The organism is Rathayibacter sp. SD072 (assembly GCF_017355185.1).
Taxonomy (GTDB): domain Bacteria; phylum Actinomycetota; class Actinomycetes; order Actinomycetales; family Microbacteriaceae; genus Rathayibacter.
This window is the reverse complement of record NZ_JADILJ010000057.1, coordinates 1-19,668: the sequence shown is the minus strand read 5'-3', so window position 1 is coordinate 19,668 and position 19,668 is coordinate 1. Positions and strand designations below refer to the sequence as shown.

The window sequence follows — 19,668 nt, the reverse complement described above, 5'->3', positions numbered from 1 at the left end:
GTTCGGGGCCGGCGCGAACGGTCCGCTGCTCGTCAGCGCCTTCTGCTTCCCGATCGCCGCGCGAGCTTTCCGGCGCAGCAGCCGGGTGCCGAGGAGCCCGAGGATCGCCGGGGCGAGCGTGACCGCGATGAGCACGGCGACCGCGACGCAGACCGCTCCGACCGTGCCCATGAGGCCGAGGAACGGGATGCCGGTGACGTTGAGCGCCAGCAGCGCGACGACGACGGTCGAGCCCGCGAAGACCACGGCGGTGCCGGAGGTGCCGTTCGCGAGGCCGATCGACTCGCGGACCTCGACGCCCGCGAGCACCTGCCTCCGGTGCCGGTTCACGATGAAGAGGGAGTAGTCGATGCCGACAGCGAGGCCCAGCATCACGCCCAGGACCGGGGTGACGGAGGCCATGTCGATGACGCCCGAGAAGGCGAGCGAGGCGGTGACGCCCACTCCCACTCCGACGAGCGCGGTGACGATCGGCAGCGCCGCGGCGACGAGCGAGCCGAGCATCACGATCAGCACGACGGCGGCGAAGACAAGGCCCACGACCTCGCCGACTCCGAAGATCTGCGGGACGCCCTGGGCGAGGTCGGTGGCGAACGTGACGTCGGCGCCGGGAACGGGGGCGTCCTCGAAGTGGTCGATGACGCCCTGCTTGACCTCCTCGGACAGCTCGAGGCGCGGGTCGGTGAACGAGACGTTCACGACGGCGGTCGAGCCGTCGTCGGACACGACGCCGATGCCGTCGGCGTAGCCGAGCAGGTCCTCGCCGAGGTCGAGCGGCTCGGCGCCGGCCTCGAGCTCCTGACGGGAGGCGTCGAGGGTCGCCTGCTGCTCCTGCAGCACGCCCGCCTGCGCGTCGAGCTGCGCCTGCTGCGCGTCGATCGCCGAGAGCTGCTGGGCCGGGGCGCCGGCCGCGACGGCCTGCTCGCGGGCCGCGGCGAGCTGCTGCCCGGCGGCGTCGAGCTGAGCGCGTCCCGCGTCGAGCTGCGCCTGGCCCGCCTCGAGCTGCGCGGTGCCCTGCTCGAGCTGCGCGCGGCCGTCGGCCAGCTGCGCGGCGCCGTCGATCTGCGACTGCCGGGCCTCGAACGGATCGACGACGGCCGCGACGCCGTCGAGCCCGGCGGCCGAGTCGGCGAGCGCCGAGATCGCCGACTCCTGCTCGCCGGTCAGGGCCGAGCCGTCGGAGGTGCGGTAGACGACCGTGCCGGTGCCGCCGGCCGTGTCGGGCAGCTTCTCGGCGAGCTGGTCGGTGACCGCGCCGGAGGCCGTCCCCGGGATGTCGAAGCTGTTGGTCAGCGTGCCGCCGGCGGCGAGGAACGCGCCGACGGAGACGCCGAGGATCACGACCCACGCGACGATCACCGCCCAGGCGCGGCGGGCGGCGAAGGAGCCGAGACGGAAGAGCAGGGTGGCCACGGGGTCTCCAGACGGGCGGGAAGAGGGGGTGCGCTAGATCATACGCGACGTCTCGTCTAGTCAGTGGGAGTAGCCTGGGAGCATGACGGAGCATCGGAGCGGCCCGGTCCGCAGCGCCGCGGCGCGCGAGTCGGTCCTCGAGGCGACCGCGCGGCTGTTCGCGCAGCAGGGCTGGGACCACCTCACGATGGAGGGCGTCGCCAAGGAGGCGGGCGTCTCGAAGCAGACCGTGTACCGCTGGTGGCCCTCGCGCGGCTCCCTCATCGCCGACTGCATGATCGAGGGGCGCCTGGTCGCCGTCGAGATCGCGATCGCCGACTCCGGCGACCTGCGCCGCGATCTGGAGGAGTGGCTGACGCCGATCCTGGCGCTCGCCGAGACCGAGCGGGGCACCGCGCTCATCCGCTCGCTCGTCGCCGCCGGCTCCGAGGACGCGGCCGTGGGCGAGCGGCTGATCACCGCGTTCGGCGTGGACCGCACCCTCTCGGAGCGCTTCGCGAGCGCCGTGCGCGCCGGCCAGCTGCCCGAGGACACCCCGGTCGACGAGATCGGCTACGCGATCCTCGGCGCCATCATCCTGCCGACCGTCGGGCGGCGCGGGAGCGTGCCGGCGGCGGTGCGGCGGCTCGTCGACTTCCTGGTGCGGTCGGCGTAGCCGCGAGCCCGGCCGCCGTGACGCCGCCTGCGAGCACCCCGGGACACCGAGCACCCCGGGACACCCGGCGTCACATCGATTCGACCCCGGCCGGACCGGCTGCTTCACTACCTAGCATGAGTAGGGATGTCGTCGTCGTCGGAGCCGGTCTCTTCGGGACCGCCACCGCGCTGCACCTCGCGCGGGCGGGTGCACGGGTCGTGCTGCTCGACTCCGGAGCCGCGGCCGGCGGCACGACCGCCGCCGGCGCGGGCTTCGTCGGGCTCTGGGCCGCGGGCTACGCCTGGTACTGGAACGAGTCCGAGCGCGACCTCGAGCAGTACGGGATCGACTTCTACCGCGGTCTCGCGGCGGAGCACCCGATCCACCTCCGTGAGACCGGCAGCGCCTGGCTCGCCGTCAGCGAGGCCGGGGTCCGCGACCACCTCGGACCGCTCGCCGCGCACCCGCTCCGCCCCGAGGGCGCCCGCGCGCTCTCGCCCGACGAGGCCGCCGAGCTGATCCCGGGGCTCGATCCCCGCGCCGTGTCCGGTGGATTCGTCCACCCCGGCGGCATCCAGATCAGCGCTCCGGATGCGGGGCTCGCGCTCGTCGCCGCCGCACGCGCCGCGGGGGTCGAGGTCGTGGAGCACACCGCCGTCACCGGAGTCGTCGCGACCGACGGACGCGCCACGGGCGTCCGCACCGCCGACGGCCGCGTGCTCGACGCCGACGCGGTGGTCCTCGCCGCGGGCTCCTGGACGAACTCTCTGCTCGCCCCGCTCGGCCGCCGACTCCCCCTCGCGCGGGTCGTGGCGAGCCGCCTGACCACCGCCCCCTTCGACCTGGATCCGCTGCCGACCCTGATGCTTCCCGAGCTCGACGGGCTCTGGGTGCGCGAGCACCTGGGCGGCCTCACCTACGGCAACGGCGTCGGCTACGAGCCGCTGGGCGAGGCGGCGGCCGACCGCCGACCGCGGCGCACCGACCTGGTCGAGCGGATGGACGCGCACCTCGCGCCGATCCTCGCCCGCCTCCTCCCCTCCTCCGACGACGCGGTACGCGCGACCGAATGGACGCAGGGGGTCGTCTCGTACACGGCCGACCGGCGCTTCCTCGCCGGTCCCGTGCCCGAACTGCCGGGGCTGTTCGTCGCGGCCGGCGACAACGAGTCCGGAGTGACGCACGGACCGGGTCTCGGCCGAATCGTCGCCGAGCTCGTGCTCGACGGGCGCGGCACGCTCGGCGACGCGAGCCGCTACGCGCCGGACCGCTTCGCTCCGCAGCCCTTCGCCGACGAGGCCGCGGTGCTCGCCGCGATGCCGCCCCGGCGCGAGGTCGACGCCGAGGTGCCGCGATGACCGGGCGCGACGTCGTCGTCGTCGGAGCCGGGCTCGTGGGAGCGGCGGCCGCCCGCTCCCTCGCCGAGCGCGGCGACCGCGTGATCGTCTTCGAGCGGTTCGAGCGCGGGCACGACCGCGGGTCCTCGCACGGCGAGACCCGCATCTTCCGCCGCGGCTACCCGCAGGACGACTACCGCGCGCTCACCGGCCGCGCCGCCCGCGAGTGGGCGAGGCTCGAGCAGGAGAGCGGACGGCGCCTGTTCACCGCGACCGGAGCGATCGACCACGGCGACGCCGGGGCCCTGCGCGAGATCGAGGACGCGTTCGGACGCGACGGCATCCCCGTCGAGCGCCTCGACGCCGCCGAGGCCTCGCGCCGCTGGCCGGGACTGCGCTTCGAGACCGACGTGCTGCTGCACCCCGAGGGCGGGCGGATCGACGCGGCCGCCGCGATCGAAACGCTGCTCGCGTCGGCCGAGTCGCACGGCGCGATCGTCCGCGACAGCGCCGGCGTGCAGAGCATCGAGGAGCGCGAGGGCGGCGTGCGCGTCGTCACCGACGAGGGCCCGCTGACGGCCGACGCGGTCGTCGTGGCCGGCGGGTCGTGGACCCCGGCGCTCGTGGGCGGACTGGTCGAGGCGGCGGGCCGGCGCCTGCCTCCGCTGCGCGTGACCCAGGAGCAGCCCGTGCACGTCACGACGGACCTGCCGCTGGACTCGTGGCCGAGCTTCGTGCACCACCGCGGCGACCTGCCCGTGATCTACGGCCTCGCCACTCCGGGAGTCGGCGTGAAGGTGGGCGAGCACGGCACCGGGCGGGTCGTCGATCCCGACCGCCGCGACTTCCGCGCCGAGCCCGAGCGGCTGGCGCGCCTCGTCGCCTACGTGCGGGACTGGCTGCCCGGAGTCGACGCGGCGAGCGCCGACGCGATCAGCTGCCTCTACGACATCACCCCGACCGAGGACTTCGTGATCGACCGGGTCGGGCGCGTGGCGCTCGCGACCGGCTTCTCGGGCCACGGCTTCAAGTTCGGGCCGGTCCTCGGCGACCTGCTCGCCGACCTGGTCGACGGAGGCGAGCCGCTCGGCCGCTTCCGCCTGGGCCGCGCCCCCTCCCACCCCTGACGAAAGCAGCAGCATGCACTCCTCCCGCGCGCTCGGCGTCCTCGCCGTGCTCGGCACGACCGCCCTCCTCGCCGCCTGCACCGGCGCGACGAACGGCGGCGGCGACTCCTCCGACCGGCTCGTCATCGGCACGACCGACTCGATCGTCTCGCTCGACCCGGCCGGCGCCTGGGACCGCGGCAGCTTCACTCCGCAGAACCAGATCTACCAGCACCTGCTGAGCTACGAGGACGGCGACACCACGCCCGTGCCCGAGGCGGCCGAGGAGTGCGGGTTCGACGACCCGACCACCTATCGCTGCTCGATCGCGCCCGACCTCACCTTCTCTAACGGGAACGAGCTGACCGCGTCGGACGTGGTCTTCTCGTTCCAGCGGGTGGTCGACATCGCGGCCGACAACGGGCCCTCGCCGCTGCTCGCGAACATGGAGTCGGTCGCTCAGGACGGCGACGACGTCGTCTTCACCCTCGCCGTGCCCGACGACCAGACCTGGCCGTACGTGCTCTCGAGCATGGCCGGGCCGATCGTCGACGAGGAGGTCTACCCCGCCGACGCCCTGCTCGAGGACGCCGACGTGATCGGCTCGGGGCCCTACGCCGTCGAGAGCTACGAGGACGGCGGACTGCTGCTGCTCGCCGCGAACGAGGCGTACTCGGGTGACGCTCCCGTGACCGCGCAGGTCGTGCTGAAGCCCTACACCTCGTCGACGAACCTGCGCCTGGACGTGGAGAACGGCGGGGTCGACGTGGCCTACCGCTCGCTCACCGCGACCGACGTGGAGGACCTGCGCGACGACTCCGCCCTGCAGGTCGTCGACGGCCCGGGCGGCTCGGTGCGCTTCCTCACCTTCAACGTGACCACGCAGCCCGGCGGCACCCCGGAGCAGAAGCTCGCGATCCGCCAGGCCGTCGCGTCGCTCGTCGACCGCGAGGAGCTGGCCGAGCAGGTCTACCGCGGCACCTACGCGCCCGCCTACTCGGTCGTGCTCGACGGGCAGACCGGTGCGACGGAGGCGTTCGCCGACGCGTACGGGGCCGCTCCCGACCCGGACGCCGCCGCCGCGCTGCTCGCCGCAGCGGAGGTGCAGACCCCGGTCGCGCTGCCGATCCAGTACACGAGCGACCACTACGGACCCGACTCCGCCCAGGAGTACGCGCTCGTGAAGGCGCAGCTCGAGGAGTCCGGCCTCTTCTCCGTCGACCTGCAGTCGACGGAGTGGACCAGCTACGTCACCGAGCTCGTGCCGGAGTCGGGCTACCCCGCGTACCAGCTCGGCTTCTTCCCCGACTACCCGGACCCCGACAACTTCCTCCGCGCCGCCTACTCGTCGACCGGCTCCTCCGTCGCGAACGGCTACGCGAGCGGCGCCGTCGACGCGCTGATCGACACGGAGGCGACCGCCACCGACCTGGGCGCGCGCACGGCGGCTATCCAGGAGCTGCAGCGGGTGACCGCGGTGGACGCTCCGATCATCCCACTGCTGCAGGGCCGCGAGACGGTCGTGGCCGCGGCCGGAGTGACGGGACTGGAGGACACGCTCGACGCGACGTACCTGTTCCGCTTCTCGGCGCTGGGGAAGTAGGGCCCGGCCGAGAAGGCCTGCCGCCGAGGGAACCCCGGACCGTCGAGACGTCCCGCTGCTGCGGGTTCCCTCGACGGGTCGGGGTTCCCTCGGTCGAGGGGGCGGGGCGTCAGCGGGTGAGGAGGACGGCGTCCTGCTCCCAGGGGTCCTCGCCGTCCTGCGCAGTGGCGGGCGCCGGTCGGCCCGTCCGCGCGAGCAGGAGCACGATCGTGGTGACGGTGACCGCCAGGGCGGCCGTGAGGACCGCCGGGGCGAAGGAGTACGAGAAGGTCGAGACGATCGCCTCGACCGGCAGCTCGCCCCCGTCGTAGCTCCAGGAATCCGGAAGGCTGCTCATCGCCGCCGGGAACGCCAGAGCCGCGGCCCAGAGGACCACGCCGTAGGCGACGAGCATGCCCCACCAGGTCCGCCCGGTCACGACCGGGCCGCCTTGACGGCGATGGCGGCACCGATCGACGACAGTCCCACCGTCGCCAGAGGCGCCGGCAGGAACTGGAAGAGGTAGGAGCGGAACTGGTCGGCCTCCGTCAGCACTCCTGCGTATCCGTAGCCCGCGTTCGACCACACCACGGCGATCGCGAGGATCACGAGCACGACCCCCGCCACCGCGAGGGCGAGCGGAACGCGCGTGTCGAGCGCGGACCGCGTGCGCTCCTCGGGATCGGCTCCGGTCGGGGAGGCGGCGTCGTCGATACCGGTCGGCAGTGCCGCCGTGCGCTCGAGCGGATCCGCGGGGTCGGGCGAGCGGACGGGGTCGGGAGAGCGGACGGCGTCGAGGACCGGCTCCGTCGCGGAGAGGGGGGCGCGGCGCGTGCTCGCACGGCTCGTTCCGGAGGCGGCCGGGGCGGCGTCCTCGCGGCGCCCCGGACGGCGGAACCGCGCCTCGGCCCGGGCTCCGCGCTCGGGAGCGGGGCCGTCGTAGCCCCGCTGGAACGCCGCGTGGTAGCGCGGGTCGGTGTCGTTCGTCTCGCGTGTGTCGGTCACAGGTCCCCCCGGGCTCGTGCGTTCCGCCCATCCTGGCCCATGCGCGGGGCGGGAGCGAGGATCAGCCGGCGACGGCCGCGCGGGACGGAAGGCTCGCGACGGCCGCGCCGACGAGGAGCAGCGCGATGGTCACTCCGGTGAACAGGGGCCACCCGCCGGCCTCGACGGCGAGGCCGAGCAGCCAGCCGCCCACGCCCGAGCCGACGTAGAACGCGATCGTGTAGACGGCGCCGGCGTGGCCGCGCAGGGCCGGAGCCGCTCGCGCGCCCGTCCACGCCGCTCCGGTCGCGTGGACCGCGAAGAACCCGGCGGTGAGCACGACGAGCCCCGCGATCACCACGGCGACGACGTCGACGAGCATGACGAGCAGACCGACGATCATCGCGGCGATGCCGAGGCGCATGAGCGTCCTGGATCCGATCCGCGGCGCCCACCGCCCGGCCAGGCGGGAGGACACGGTGCCCGCCAGGTAGGTGGCGAACAGGAGCGAGACGAGGGCCGGCGGCAGAGCGAACGGCGGCGCCTCGAGGCGGAAGGCGAGGTAGTTGTAGACGGCGACGAAGACCCCGACCACGAGCACGGTCTGCACGGCGACCGCGAGCAGCACGGGGTCGCGCAGGACCCGCGCGGTCTTCGCCCGGCCGCTCCCGGGCTCCGGAGCGACGGCCCGCGGCGAGGGTCCGCGCGGCGCGAGGAGAGCGAAGGCGATCGCCGCGACGGCGCAGACGAGGGTCACGACGAGCAGCGCGGGGCGCCAGCCGACGAGCGGAGCGAGGGGCCCGGCGATCAGCCGCCCCGCCGCTCCCCCGATCGTGGTCCCCGAGACGTACGCGGCCGCGGCGGCGGTGGCGACCGCCCCGCCGACCCGGTCGTGGATCGCGGCGACCGCGAGGGCCGGCACCGCTCCGAGGACGGCACCGCCGAGGAAGCGGAGCACCAGCAGCACCTCGAACGACGGGGCGGCGCAGGCGAGCAGTGCGAGCACCACCGAGGACAGCACGGCGATCCGCATCGACGCGAGGCGCCCGATCCGCTCGGCGATCGAGGCCCACGGCAGCACCATCAGCGCGAGTCCGAGGGTCGCGGCCGAGACGGTGAGGGCCGCGTCGGCCGGAGTGAGCGCGAACTCCCGCGCGAGCTGCGGCAGGACGCTCTGCACCGCGTAGAGCTCGGCGAAGGTGGCGACTCCGGCGGCCAGGAGCGCGAGGGTCATGCGGAGGTCGGAGCGCTCCTGGACCGGGGCGCGCTCGACGATGCTCATGCTCTCGAGGCTAGGAGCGCGGGGATCGGATGACCAATGCCGTCTCGCGGCACATCTATACGCTGAACGAATGAGTGACGACTCCGACTGGCCCGCGATCCTGAAGCTGCTGCCCGTGCTCGTCGCGGTCGCGCAGACGGGCAGCGTGACCGCCGCAGCCGAGGAGCTCGGCGTGCCGCAGCCCACGGCGAGCCGCTCGCTCGCGCGGCTCGCCGAGCTGGTGCGCGCGCCGCTCGTGCGCCGCGAGGGCCGCGGCGTCGTGCTGACGGAGGCGGGACTCCGCCTGGCCGAGGCGGCGCAGGACGGCATGGCGGTCATCCGCACGGGGCTCGCGGAGGTGCGCCAGGCCGGCGAGCTCGAGAACGGGCGCATCTCGATCGCGTTCCAGACGCTCCTCGGCGAGAGCTACGTGCCCGACGTGATCCGCCGGTTCCGCCGCCGATGGCCCCGGGTCGGCTTCGGCCTGCGCCACGGCTCGCGGGCGCTGTGCCTGCGGGCGGTGGCCGATCAGGAGGCGGAGCTCGCGATCATCGCGGATCCGCCGACCCTGCCCGGCACCACCACGACCACCCTCTACACCGAGCCGCTGCTCGCGGTCGTGCACCACCGGCATCCGCTCGCCTCGCGCCGCTCGGTGACGGTGGAGGACCTGCACGGGCTCGACCTGATCATGCTGTCGGCCGGTTACGGACTGCACGAGTCGGCCAGGCGCCTGCTCCGCCACGACGGCCGCGACCCGGAGCCGGTCTTCGAGGTGGGCGACTACCGGGCCGCGCGCGGGCTGGCCGCCGCCGGTCTCGGAGTGACGATCCTGCCGCCGAGCCCGTCGTCGATCGACGACGGCGTGCGCGAGATCCCGATCGACGATCCGCGGGCGATGCGCGAGATCGGAGTGCTCGTCGCGGCGACGGGCAACCCGGTGGTGCCCGAGTTCGTGCGGGCGCTGCGCGTCGCGGCGGGAGCGCGGGGGCGCGTCGTCGACTGACGCTCTGATGTCAACCACAGGACACGGCGGGCACTCCTGCAGGAAGCTCGGAGAGGATCCACTCACCCTTCCGCCGCACCACTTCCCCCGAGGACGGCACCGGCCATGATCCTGCTCCGCACCCACTCCAACCGCTGGATCGCGCGCGCCCGCCGCGCGGGGGCCGTCGTCGGCGTGATCACGCTCGCAGCCGATCTGGCACGGCCCGTCTACCGGACGATCCGCCTGGATCCCGGCGGTGAGCGGCTCCTGCTGCGCGACACCGACGCCCTCGAGGAGGCCTTCGCCGTGCTGCTCGCGGGGGTCGAGCGGGCGCGGATCGCCGCCGAGGCGGAGCTCGCCGGACCGGTCGCGCCTCTGACGGTGCGGGAGCTCGTGGAGGAGGCGGCGATCGCGTCGGAGGAGGACGGGATCGCCGCCTGAGCCTCCGGCAGATGCAGTGCGCGCCGGAAGGGCGTCTGCCAGGATCGAGCGATGAGGATGACGAAGACCGGGATCGCATGCTCCGGCGCGGTGGCCGCGGCGGTGCTCCTCCTCTCGGCGTGCACCAGCAGCGCGCTACCCGGGAACGCGCCGTCGACGAGACCCGCCGGATCGACGACCGTGGACTCGGCCGGAACGCCGGGGTCGTCCGCGTCCGACGCCTCCCCGCTCAGCGCGTTTGAGCAGCAGCTCCCCCTCGAGGGCGACTTCCTCAGCCAGCAGTCCGAGACGACCGGATCGGTCCTGATCGAGCGCCGAGCGGACGGATCGACCTGGGCGATCCTCTCCGGGTTCTCGACCGGTGACGCCACTGATCCGAGGCTCCACCTCAAGGAGGGTGCGCTCGAGCAGGACAGCTCGGGCGACTGGGTCGACACCGCCGGATACTCGTTCGAGATCGCCCCGGTGGATCCCGACCTGCCGGACCAGGAGATCCCGATACCCGGGGCGGGGACCATGCCGGAGATCACCACCCTCACCGTGATGGACTACGGCGGCCCCGACTACCCGTCTCTGGGATCCGTCGCGCTCACGGAGTAGTCGCGTCGGCCGCACGGAAGGCCGGGATCACCCGCTCCGAGCGCACGCCTCCTCCGCTTCCTGCGGCAGGATCGTCCCAGGGGGAGCAGCATCCGCAGCGAGGTTCCGGACGGCACTTGCCGGCGCGAACGCGTGGCGGAGGTCGTCGCCGTCATCCTCACCCGGCTGTCCGCCCTTCCCGGTGACGGTCCCGAGCTAGCGCGTCGACACGGAGCCGGTCGCGGTCGAGTCAGACCCGGCCGGACCCGCCGCGCTCTCCTCGCGGAACATCCGCTCAGCCTCCTCGCCGCCCACGGCCTCGCCGCGCGCGACCATGCCGGCCTGGTCCGACAGCGGGATCTGCTTGAGGAGGATCGCGAGCACGAGGGCCAGCAGGATGAACGGGATGAGGTACCAGAACACCGGCGCGAGCGAGTCGGCGTAGGCCGACACGACTCCGTCGCGCACGTCGTCGGGCAGGGTGCTCAGCGTCTGCGGATCCAGCGTCGCCGCGGAGGCGCCCGCGGCAGCGTCACCCGCTCCGGCGAAGACCGTCGTCAGCTTCTCGGTGAGCGAGTTGGTGAAGATCGTGCCGAAGATCGCGACTCCGAGCGCGGCGCCGACCTCGCGGAAGTAGTTGTTGGTGCTGGTCGCGGTGCCGATCTGCTCGGCGGGAACGGCGTTCTGCACGACCAGGACCACGACCTGCATGATCAGGCCGAGCCCTGCGCCGAAGACGAAGAGGTAGACGCAGATCAGCCAGATCGGGGTGTCCGCGGCGAGCGTGGTCATCGCCGTCATCGCGATCGCGGTGAGGATCGTGCCGACGATCGGGTACGCCTTGTACTTCCCCGTCTTCGTGATCGCGATGCCGGACAGGATCGACGTGCCCATCAGGCCCGCCATCATCGGCAGTATCAGCAGGCCCGACGCGGCCGCGGAGGTTCCGGACGCCATCTGCAGGAACGTGGGGATGAATCCGATCGCCGCGAACATGCCCAGCCCCAGGGTCAGGCCGATCGCGGTGGCGTTGAGGAAGATCGGGTTGCGGAACAGGCTCAGCGGGATGATCGGATCCTCAGCGCGCGATTCCACCCAGACGAAGCCGGCGACCGAGAGCACGAGGCCGGCGCCGAAGAGCCAGGTCTCGGGAGCGCCCCAGCCGTGCTGCGCGTCGCCGCCGAAGTCGCTGAAGAAGATGAGGAACGTCGTCGCGGCCGAGAGCAGGACGACGCCGGGGATGTCGATCCTCTTCTGCGCCTTCCTGCTGGGCAGGGTGAGCGCGAACCACGCGATGGCGAAGGCGGCGATGCCGACCGGGATGTTGATGTAGAACGCCCACTGCCAGGTGAGGTGGTCGACGAACAGGCCGCCGAGCAGCGGTCCGGCGATGGCCGAGAGGCCGAACACCGCGCCGATCGGGCCGAGGTACTTGCCGCGCTCGTTGGCCGGCACGATGTCGGCGATGATCGCCTGCGAGAGGATCATCAGCCCGCCGCCGCCGAGGCCCTGCAGGGCGCGGAACACCACGAAGCTCCAGAAGTCGCCCGCGAACGCGCAGCCGATCGAGGCGATCGTGAAGAGCGCGATGGCGATCAGGAACAGGTTGCGCCGGCCGAGCACGTCGCCGAACTTGCCGTAGATGGGCATGACGATCGTGGTCGCGAGGAGGTAGGCGGTCGTGATCCAGGCCTGGTGCTCGACTCCGCCGAGCTGCCCCACGATGGTGGGCATCGCGGTCGAGACGATGGTCTGGTCGAGGCTCGAGAGCAGCATTCCGGCGATGAGCGCCGAGAAGATGATCCAGATCCTGCGCTGCGTCAGCAGGAGCGGCTTGGCGGTGGCGGTGGTCATCGGTCCTCTTCGGGAGTGGTGGGGGCGGCGGGAGCGAACAGGGCGCGGGCCTCGGCGAGGCGGGCGCGGAGGATCTCGGGGAACGGGGCCGGGGACTCGGCGGTGAGCGCCTCCTCCACGGACAGGCGCGCGACGGTGCCGACCAGCTGCACGGCGAGTCGGAGTCGCGGATCGCCCGGCTCCAGGCCCTCGCGCTCGGCCGACAGGCGCTCGAGCAGGCGATCGCGCTCGCTACCTACCTTCAGCAGCGCGGCGAGCAGCTTCGGCTCGCGCTCGAGCAGGGCCACGAGCTCGTGCGCGCGCTCCGGCGTGAGTCCGATGGCCTCGAAGTGCTCGATCGCCAGGTCGGCGAGGGCCTCGGGCAGATCGTCGGACACGCGTCCGGGCGCGCCGCCCCCGGCGAGGAAGCGCGCGACGGCCTCGCCTTCGAGCCCCTCCTCCGGGCGGCCGAGGACGGCCTGCTCCTTGGACGGGAAGTGGTTGAAGAACGTGCGGCGCGAGAGTCCGACGTCCTCGCAGAGGCCGTCGATCGTGAAGCCCTGGATCCCGCGCTCGACCGCGAGCTCGCGGGCGCGGCGGGCGAGCTGCTCGCGCCGCTCCGCGACCTGGCGCGCTCGCGCGGTGGTAGTTGCACTCTCGGACATGGAGTGCATTCTTGCACAGTCTGCAGATAATCGTCACGGCTTTCCGGGCACAGCACTCCCGGTCGCAGGGCCCTTTTCAAAACCTCTACGAACGTATTGCTCCAAAAGGTTTTAGAATGGCGGTATGAGCACCTCCGACTCGGCGTCGTCCCTCACCGAGCTGCTTCTCGACACGGGGATCGCCGCGCACATCGTCGGCGCTCGTGACCTGCGGATCTCCTCCGCTTCCGGCGACGACGTCGACGTCCACCTCGTCTTCACCGCGCGCCCCCCCACTCCCTCGGAGATGCGCGCTCGCGCCGCGTCCGCACGGGCGGGCAGTACCACGGGTTTCGTGATGCCACGGCTCAATGCCGCCGCCCGCGGAGTCGCGCTGGAGGATCCCCGCTTCGCCCTGTTCGGCCTCGACGACGGGGGCGTCATCCTCCGAGGAGCGGATCGGAGCATCGATCGGCAGGAAGAGGCGGCGGACCCGATGAGGCGTCGGGTGCCGTACGCTCGCTTCGCGCTCCACCGGGTACTCGTGCGCACTCGCGAGCCCCGGTCGCAGGCCGCCCTCGCGCGGGAGTGCGGCGTCTCGCAGATGACCGTCTCGAAGCTCCTCTCAGCCGACCCGGCACTGGCCGCCCGAGTCCCGGGCGGCTGGGTCGCGAACGACCCGGAGTCGCTCGTGGAGCGGTTCCTCGACGACTATCCGGGCCCGGGCGGTCTCTCCCAGTTCTGGTTCTCCCTTCGACCTGTCATCGAGCAGGGGGAACTCGCGGCGACCGCCGGCGGGCGGGCTCTGCTCTCCGGGGACGCGGCTGCCGACCTCCTCGCCCCGTGGAGGATCCCGAGGCGCGCCGTCGCCTACTCGGACCAGGGCCTTCCGCTCGAGGAAGCCGGGTTCGGCCGCAGCGACCCCCGCGAGGCGACGCTGCGGGTCACGGTCCCGGCGGATCGGACCCTCCGGGCCACTGCGATCGCCTGGTACCCCGAGGGCCGCACGGTAGATCCGCTGCTCGCAGCGTGGGACCTCCGCTCCAGCGGCGGCGCCGACTCCGGCGAGGCCGTCGAACGTCTCCTGAGCACGGCGGTGACGACGTGGACGCGGTGAGAGCGGTCGTGCTCCCTTCCCGGTCCCGCGCCGATGACGCGGCCTTCCACGCCCTCCGCGACGCCTCGCTCGCGATCGCCGGCCTGGAGGAGGCCTGCATCGTCGGCGGTCAGATGGTGGCCCTCCTGTCCGGAGCATTCCCGAGCCGGTCGTCGATCCTGCGCCGGACGGTCGACGCGGACGCCGCCGTGTCGCCCGTCGTCGCCGCGTCGGGCGCGCTCCACGCGCTCCTGACGGCCGGCGGATACACCTCGACCTCGGGCAACCACTACATCCAAGGCGATCGCGAGATCGACGTCCTGGTTCCGGCCACCGGCGGCGGATTCGAGAAGGCGGAGTACGGAGGGCGCGGGTTCGACGGCGCGCCGGGGCTGCATCTCGCGCTGAGCGAGACGCTCGCACTCGACGTGACGGCCGTCCTCCTCGTGGACGGCCCCCTGACATTCGCCACACGAGTACCCGGAGTCGAGCGAGCGCTGATCGTCAAAGCGCTCGCATACGAGTCGCGTCGCGCGCAGAAGGACCTGGTGGACCTCTACGCGCTCCTCCTCATCCGGGAGGCTCACGACCCCGACTCCCTCGGTGGCTGGCGGATCGGGTACGACGCCGGATCCGGAGCCCGCCGCGACGCGGCGCTCGCTCTGCACCGACTGGTGGGAGCGCCGGGACTCCGCCTGATGCTGCGGGGATCGGACGTGCCCGAGGGACGCTTCGCCGCCCTCGTCCGCACCTACGTCGCGGACGACTGACGCACCGGGGCCGATGATCGACATCGACCCCGGTGCACCGGCCCTACAGCGTCAGCGCGTGCTCCCCCGCGGTCAGCTCGCGGTCCTCGGCACCGGCCGAGCGGACGACCGCGGTCGCCCCCTCCGGGACCGTGACGGCGAGCGAGACCCCGTCGGCGGTGCGGTCCCAGCGCACCCGCGCGAGGCCGTGCGGGGTCTCGAGGGTCGACTCCGCCCACTGCAGCTCGTCGCCGGGCTGAGGGGCGACGAGGATCCGGGAGTAGCCGGGGTCGAGCGGGGCGAGGCCGCCGACGACGCGGTGCAGCCAGTCGGCGACGGCGCCGAGCGCGTAGTGGTTGAAGCTCGTCATCTCGCCGGGGTTGATGGTGCCGTCGGGCAGCATCGAGTCCCAGCGCTCCCAGATCGTGGTCGCGCCCATGGTCACGGGGTAGAGCCACGACGGGCATTCGCGCTGCAGGAGCAGTCGGTACGCGGCGTCGATGTGGCCGGTCGACGACAGGGCGTCGGTGATGAACGGGGTGCCCGCGAAGCCGGTCGAGATCGTGTAGCCGCTCTCGGCGACGAGCTCGGCGAGGCGGTCGCCCGCCCAGCCCAGCTCGTCGTCGTCGAGCAGGCCGAAGACGATCGCGAGGGAGTAGACGGTCGTGCAGTCGCTGAAGACGCGCCGGTCGGCGACGTACCGCGAGCGGAATCCGGCGCGCAGGCGCTCGGCCAGCTCGGTGAACTCGGCCTGCTCCTCCCTGCGGCCGAGCACGGCGGCGGAGTCGGCGACGATGCGGGCCGTGCGGTACGCGCACGCCGTGGCGACGACTCCGGTGTCGGCCTTCGCGTCGGCGGGCGCGTCGGGCGCGGCGTCGGGGTCGAGCCAGTCGCCGAACTGGAAGCCGGTGTCCCAGACACCCGACTCGGACAGCTTCGAGCGGACTCGGCGGGCGTGCGAGGCCATCGAGGGGAACGACTCCTCGAGCACGACCGGGTCGCCGTAGGCCTCCCAGACCGCCCACGGCACCCAGGCCGCGGCGTCGCTCCAGAGCGCCGTCGAGTCCATGGGCGGGAAGCTGGTCTCGGCCTCGCGGTACTTCAGCACGTCCGGCACCACGAACGGCACGGCGCCGTCGTGGTGGGTCTGCTCGAGTGCGAGGTCGCGCAGCCAGTCGCGGAGGAAGTCCTCCGCGTCGGCGAGGTAGACGGCGGTCGGCGCGAACGCCGCGATGTCGCCGGTCCAGCCGAGGCGCTCGTCGCGCTGGGGGCAGTCGGTGGGCACGTCGAGGAAGTTGCCGACCATGCCGCGGTACACGTTGTCGTGCAGCTGGTCGAGCAGCGGCTCGGAGCTGCGGAAGGTGCCGATGCGGCGCAGGTCGCTGCTCACGACGACCGCGGTCAGGGCACTGGGCTCGATGTCGCCGGACCAGCCGTCGACCTCCGCGTAGCGGAAGCCGTGGAAGGTCAGCGTCGGCTCGAACACGTCGCGGCCGCCCGAGAGCGTGAAGCGGTCGGTGGCCTCCGCCGCGCGCAGCGGGCGGACGCCGAGCTCGTCGTCCTCGAGGACCTCCGCGTGGCGCAGAGTGATGACGGATCCCTCCGGACCCTGCACCTCGACGCGGAGCCAGCCGACGAGGTTCTCGCCGAAGTCGACGAGCGTGCGCCCGGACGGGCTGGTCCAGATGCTCTGCGGGGCGACCTCGCGCAGGCGCCGCACCGGCGGGGCGGTGTAGGGCTCGAGCAGTCCCGGGTCGACGTCGACCTCGTGCACGGCGCTCCAGCCGGAGTCGTCGAAGCCGGCCTGCTTCCAGCCCTGCGGCTCGAGGCGGGCGTCGATGTCCTGGCCGTCGTAGAGGCTGTCGGCGGTGGTCGCTCCCGAGCCTGCCTTCCATCCGCCGTCGGTCGTGACGATCTGCTCGGCGCCGTCCTCGAAGCGGATCCGCAGCTCGGCGGAGCCCGCGATCTCGGGGCCGTAGGGCGCGGCGCCCTCGCCCCAGGTGAGGCGTCCGCGGTACCAGCCGTCGCCGAGGGCGAGGGCGAGGGTCACGGAGTCGCCGGTCACGAGGGCCGTGACGTCGTGCTCGGAGTAGCGCAGGCGCCACTCGTAGCTGGTCCAGCCCGGGGTGAAGAGCTCGTCCGAGACGGGGGTGCCGTCGATCCACGCCTCGACGATCCCGAGCGCCGACAGGCGCAGGACCGCCTCGGTCACGGCTCCGTGGCCGGTCTCGAGCGGGGTCTCGCGACGGAGCAGGGGCGAGCCGGGGAGCTCGTCGTCGGGCGCCAGGAAGCGGGCGGTCCAGTCGGTCATCATCGTCCTTCTGCGTAGTGGAGTGCGGAAACGGTCGTGGAGGCATCGGCGCCGGCGAGCGGCGCGGAGGAGGAGCGGATGCGCAGCACCGGGTCCACCTCGAAGTGCACCGGGTCGGTGCGGCCGTCGAGCCGTCCGAGGAGCAGCTGCACGGCGCGCTCGCCGAGCTCCTCGCCGGACTGGTCGACGGTGGTCAGTGCGATGCCCGGGTGCCCGGCGACCTCGATGTCGTCGTAGCCGACGATCGAGAAGTGCTCGGCGCCCAGGCCCGCATCGGCCCGCGCCCAGAGCGCGTCGAGCGCGAGGGCGTCGTTGCCCGCGAAGAGCGCGGTGGGGCGCTCGGGCGAGCGGAGCACCTCGAGGGTGCGCGCATAGGCGTCGTCCTGGCTGGGACTGAGGTAGAGCACGTCGGTCTCGAGACCCGCCTCGCGCATCCGCTGCTCGTACCGGGCGAGGCGGACGGCGTGCGGGGCGCCGGTCACGCGCCGCACGATCTCCTCGCTCACGGTGAGGTGCGAGATGCGGCGGTGACCGAGGGCGAGGAGGTGGTCCATCACCTGGTCCGTGCCGGCGACGTCGTCGTTGGTGACGGTGTCGTAGCCGACGGAGGCGTCGTGCCGGCCGAGCATGACGATCGGGGTGCGGACCGAGAGCTTCTCGAGCCACGACGGCTCGACCATCGGCGAGACGGCGATCAACCCGTCGACCTGGCGGTCGACGAGGGCCTCGATCGCCCGGAACCCCTCGCCCGAGTCGCTCTGGGCGGGCGCGACGATCAGCTGGTAGCGCGTGCCGTCGAGCGCGGCGGCGGCTCCGGTGACGATGCGGTTGAAGAAGGAATTGCCCAGGTGCGGCACCTCGACGCCGATGGTGAAGCTCGCGCCGCGCATGGCCCGGGCGGCGACGCTGGGCCGGTAGCCGAGCTCGTCGATCGCGGCGGCGACGCGCTCGCGCATCGCCGGGCTGACGCCGTAGGCGTTGCGGATCACCTTCGAGACGGCGGCGCGCGAGACCCCTGCGCGCAGGGCGACGTCCTGGATGGTGGCCGGTCCGCGGGTCGCGCCGTCGGTCGAGCTCATCGCGATCCTCTCGCCTTCTCCGCTCCCGGTGGTCGCCCGCCGGGCGGCCTCGATGCGACGCCGCGAACGCCACTGTAACGCTTCGGTCGCGATCGTGTAGATCGGTCCACAAATTTTCGTAGATCGATTGACACGTTTCGCGGAGCCGACGTATGTTCTCCCTGCATCGCCCGCCGACCGGCCTTCCGGACCGCAGCGGACGACCGCCCCGGGCACCCCCCGCAACGAAGAAGTTGTCTTTACATGGAGGTAAAGGATGTCGACCCGACAGAACCGGCGAGCAGTGCTCGCCCTCGGCGCAGGAGGAGCGGCCCTCGCTCTCGCGCTCACCGGCTGCAGCACCGGCGGCGGCGACTCCGCCGACGGATCCCAGCTCTCGATCCTCATCGACAACCAGGAGGCGACCGTCACGACGATGAACGCGCTCGTGGCGGCGTACCAGGAGGAGAACCCCGACGTCACGATCGACGTCGAGACCCGGCCGCAGGGCAGCGAGGGCGACAACGTCGTCAAGACGCGCCTCTCCACGGGCGAGATGAACGACCTGTTCTGGTACAACTCCGGCTCGCTGCTGAAGGCGATCAACCCGGACCAGAACCTCGTCGACCTCTCCGGCGAGGAGTGGGCGGGCAAGGTCGACGAGAACGCCGTCCGCGCGCTGTCGGGCGACGACGGCCTCTACGGCGTGCCGCTCGGGCAGTCGATGGCGGGCGCGATGCTCTACAACAAGGACGTCTACAGCGAGCTGGGCCTCAGCGTCCCGACCTCGTGGGAGGAGTTCGTCTCGAACGCGGAGGCCGTCAAGGCCGCCGGCACCGTCGCTCCCATCATCCAGACCTACGGCGACACCTGGACCTCGCAGCTGTTCCTGCTCGGCGACTTCGCCAACGTGCTCGCCGAGGACCCGGAGTGGGCCGAGTCGTACACGGCGAACGAGGCCAAGTACGTCGACGAGCCCGCCTTCGCCGGGTTCGAGCACCTCGAGCAGCTCAGCAAGGCAGGGCTGTTCAACGAGGACTTCGCGTCGGCGACCTACGACGACGGCGTCCGCATGATCGCCACGGGCGAGGGTGCGCACTACCCGATCCTGACCTTCGCCGCGCAGCCGCTGATGCTCAACTACCCCGACGACGCCGACAACGTCGGTCTGTTCGCGATCCCCGGCGACGAGACCGACTCGCCGCTGACCGTGTGGCAGCCGTTCGGCGTCTACATCCCGAAGTCGACCGAGGGCGCCACGCTCGACGCGGCCAAGGAATTCGCCGCCTGGCTGGCGACTCCCGAGAGCTGCGAGATCCAGAGCGAGACCACCGCTCCCCAGGGCCCGTACGTGATCGAGGGCTGCGCGCTCCCCGACGACGTGCCGCCGATGATCTCGGACATGCAGCCCTACTTCGACTCGGGCAACACGGGCCTGGCGCTCGAGTTCCTGTCGCCGATCAAGGGACCGGCGCTCGAGCAGATCACCGTCGCGGTGGGCTCGGGCATCACCCCGGCCGCCGAGGGTGCGAAGCAGTACGACGACGACGTGACCAAGCAGGCCAAGCAGCTGGGCCTCGAGGGCTGGTGACCGACGGGGCTCCACCGAGCCCCTGATCCCGGGGGCGGCGCCCAGTGCGCCGCCCCCG

Annotated in this window: 18 protein-coding genes; 10 read left to right on the top strand and 8 right to left on the bottom strand. The window is 72.8% G+C overall.

The window, feature by feature from the left end; all coding sequences use genetic code 11:
- The coding region (locus IOC53_RS16755; RefSeq protein WP_207407500.1) for an MMPL family transporter at positions 1 to 1,413 on the bottom strand (1,413 nt) is incomplete at its 3' end.
- 82 nt (positions 1,414 to 1,495) lie between these two features.
- On the opposite strand from IOC53_RS16755, the gene IOC53_RS16750 reads away from it, so the two are divergent.
- From IOC53_RS16750 to IOC53_RS16735, 4 genes are all read left to right on the top strand, one after another.
- Positions 1,496 to 2,068 carry a TetR/AcrR family transcriptional regulator gene (locus IOC53_RS16750; protein ID WP_207407498.1) on the top strand — a complete coding sequence of 191 codons (573 nt, stop codon included), beginning with the start codon at positions 1,496 to 1,498 and terminating at the stop codon, positions 2,066 to 2,068.
- 116 nt (positions 2,069 to 2,184) lie between these two features.
- On the top strand, positions 2,185 to 3,408 hold the full coding sequence (locus tag IOC53_RS16745; RefSeq protein WP_207407496.1) for an FAD-binding oxidoreductase: 1,224 nt from the start codon (positions 2,185 to 2,187) through the stop codon (positions 3,406 to 3,408).
- Positions 3,405 to 4,514: an FAD-dependent oxidoreductase gene (locus tag IOC53_RS16740; protein ID WP_207407494.1), complete on the top strand. Its 1,110-nt coding sequence runs from the start codon at positions 3,405 to 3,407 to the stop codon at positions 4,512 to 4,514. Before IOC53_RS16745 ends, IOC53_RS16740 begins: the two co-directional genes overlap by 4 nt.
- A 13-nt stretch (positions 4,515 to 4,527) precedes the next feature.
- On the top strand, positions 4,528 to 6,096 hold the full coding sequence (locus tag IOC53_RS16735) for an ABC transporter substrate-binding protein (RefSeq protein WP_207407492.1): 1,569 nt from the start codon (positions 4,528 to 4,530) through the stop codon (positions 6,094 to 6,096).
- A gap of 109 nt (positions 6,097 to 6,205) precedes the next feature.
- Here the strand turns inward: IOC53_RS16735 and IOC53_RS16730 are convergent, their stop codons facing one another.
- The 3 genes from IOC53_RS16730 to IOC53_RS16720 all read right to left on the bottom strand — a co-directional run bounded on the left by IOC53_RS16730 (position 6,206) and on the right by IOC53_RS16720 (position 8,341).
- Positions 6,206 to 6,514 carry a hypothetical protein gene (locus IOC53_RS16730; protein WP_207407490.1) on the bottom strand — a complete coding sequence of 103 codons (309 nt, stop codon included), beginning with the start codon at positions 6,512 to 6,514 and terminating at the stop codon, positions 6,206 to 6,208.
- Entirely contained in the window at positions 6,511 to 7,080 is a 570-nt protein-coding gene (locus IOC53_RS16725; RefSeq protein ID WP_207407488.1) for a hypothetical protein, read from the bottom strand. The genes IOC53_RS16730 and IOC53_RS16725 overlap by 4 nt, the downstream gene beginning before the upstream one ends.
- Before the next feature lie 61 nt (positions 7,081 to 7,141).
- Complete coding sequence (locus IOC53_RS16720) at positions 7,142 to 8,341, bottom strand: MFS transporter (RefSeq protein WP_207407486.1); 1,200 nt, start codon at positions 8,339 to 8,341, stop codon at positions 7,142 to 7,144.
- 70 nt (positions 8,342 to 8,411) lie between these two features.
- Between IOC53_RS16720 and IOC53_RS16715 the strand changes: the two genes are divergently transcribed.
- The 3 genes from IOC53_RS16715 to IOC53_RS16705 all read left to right on the top strand — a co-directional run bounded on the left by IOC53_RS16715 (position 8,412) and on the right by IOC53_RS16705 (position 10,349).
- A complete protein-coding gene (locus tag IOC53_RS16715; protein ID WP_207407485.1) occupies positions 8,412 to 9,326 on the top strand; it encodes a LysR family transcriptional regulator in 915 nt (304 codons plus the stop codon).
- A 105-nt stretch (positions 9,327 to 9,431) separates the two neighbouring features.
- Entirely contained in the window at positions 9,432 to 9,749 is a 318-nt protein-coding gene (locus tag IOC53_RS16710) for a hypothetical protein (protein ID WP_207407483.1), read from the top strand.
- 51 nt (positions 9,750 to 9,800) lie between these two features.
- A complete protein-coding gene (locus IOC53_RS16705; RefSeq protein ID WP_207407481.1) occupies positions 9,801 to 10,349 on the top strand; it encodes a hypothetical protein in 549 nt (182 codons plus the stop codon).
- 195 nt (positions 10,350 to 10,544) lie between these two features.
- Here IOC53_RS16705 and IOC53_RS16700 read toward each other — a convergent pair whose 3' ends face one another.
- A complete protein-coding gene (locus IOC53_RS16700) occupies positions 10,545 to 12,182 on the bottom strand; it encodes an MDR family MFS transporter (RefSeq protein WP_207407479.1) in 1,638 nt (545 codons plus the stop codon).
- The gene (locus IOC53_RS16695; protein ID WP_207407477.1) at positions 12,179 to 12,826 is read right to left on the bottom strand and encodes a TetR/AcrR family transcriptional regulator; all 648 of its coding nucleotides are present in this window, start codon (positions 12,824 to 12,826) and stop codon (positions 12,179 to 12,181) included. The genes IOC53_RS16700 and IOC53_RS16695 overlap by 4 nt, the downstream gene beginning before the upstream one ends.
- A gap of 124 nt (positions 12,827 to 12,950) precedes the next feature.
- On the opposite strand from IOC53_RS16695, the gene IOC53_RS16690 reads away from it, so the two are divergent.
- Entirely contained in the window at positions 12,951 to 13,922 is a 972-nt protein-coding gene (locus IOC53_RS16690; RefSeq protein ID WP_207407475.1) for a hypothetical protein, read from the top strand.
- A complete protein-coding gene (locus tag IOC53_RS16685) occupies positions 13,910 to 14,671 on the top strand; it encodes a hypothetical protein (RefSeq protein WP_207407472.1) in 762 nt (253 codons plus the stop codon). The genes IOC53_RS16690 and IOC53_RS16685 overlap by 13 nt, the downstream gene beginning before the upstream one ends.
- Before the next feature lie 43 nt (positions 14,672 to 14,714).
- Here IOC53_RS16685 and IOC53_RS16680 read toward each other — a convergent pair whose 3' ends face one another.
- Both IOC53_RS16680 and IOC53_RS16675 read right to left on the bottom strand, forming a co-directional pair.
- Complete coding sequence (locus IOC53_RS16680) at positions 14,715 to 16,961, bottom strand: alpha-L-rhamnosidase (protein WP_207407471.1); 2,247 nt, start codon at positions 16,959 to 16,961, stop codon at positions 14,715 to 14,717.
- Positions 16,961 to 18,040 (bottom strand): LacI family DNA-binding transcriptional regulator, encoded by a 1,080-nt coding sequence (locus IOC53_RS16675; protein ID WP_207407470.1) that lies wholly within the window; start codon positions 18,038 to 18,040, stop codon positions 16,961 to 16,963. Before IOC53_RS16675 ends, IOC53_RS16680 begins: the two co-directional genes overlap by 1 nt.
- Before the next feature lie 256 nt (positions 18,041 to 18,296).
- Here IOC53_RS16675 and IOC53_RS16670 point away from each other — a divergent pair, with 256 nt between their 5' ends.
- Positions 18,297 to 19,610 (top strand): ABC transporter substrate-binding protein, encoded by a 1,314-nt coding sequence (locus IOC53_RS16670; protein ID WP_207407469.1) that lies wholly within the window; start codon positions 18,297 to 18,299, stop codon positions 19,608 to 19,610.
- Positions 19,611 to 19,668: the final 58 nt, after the last annotated feature.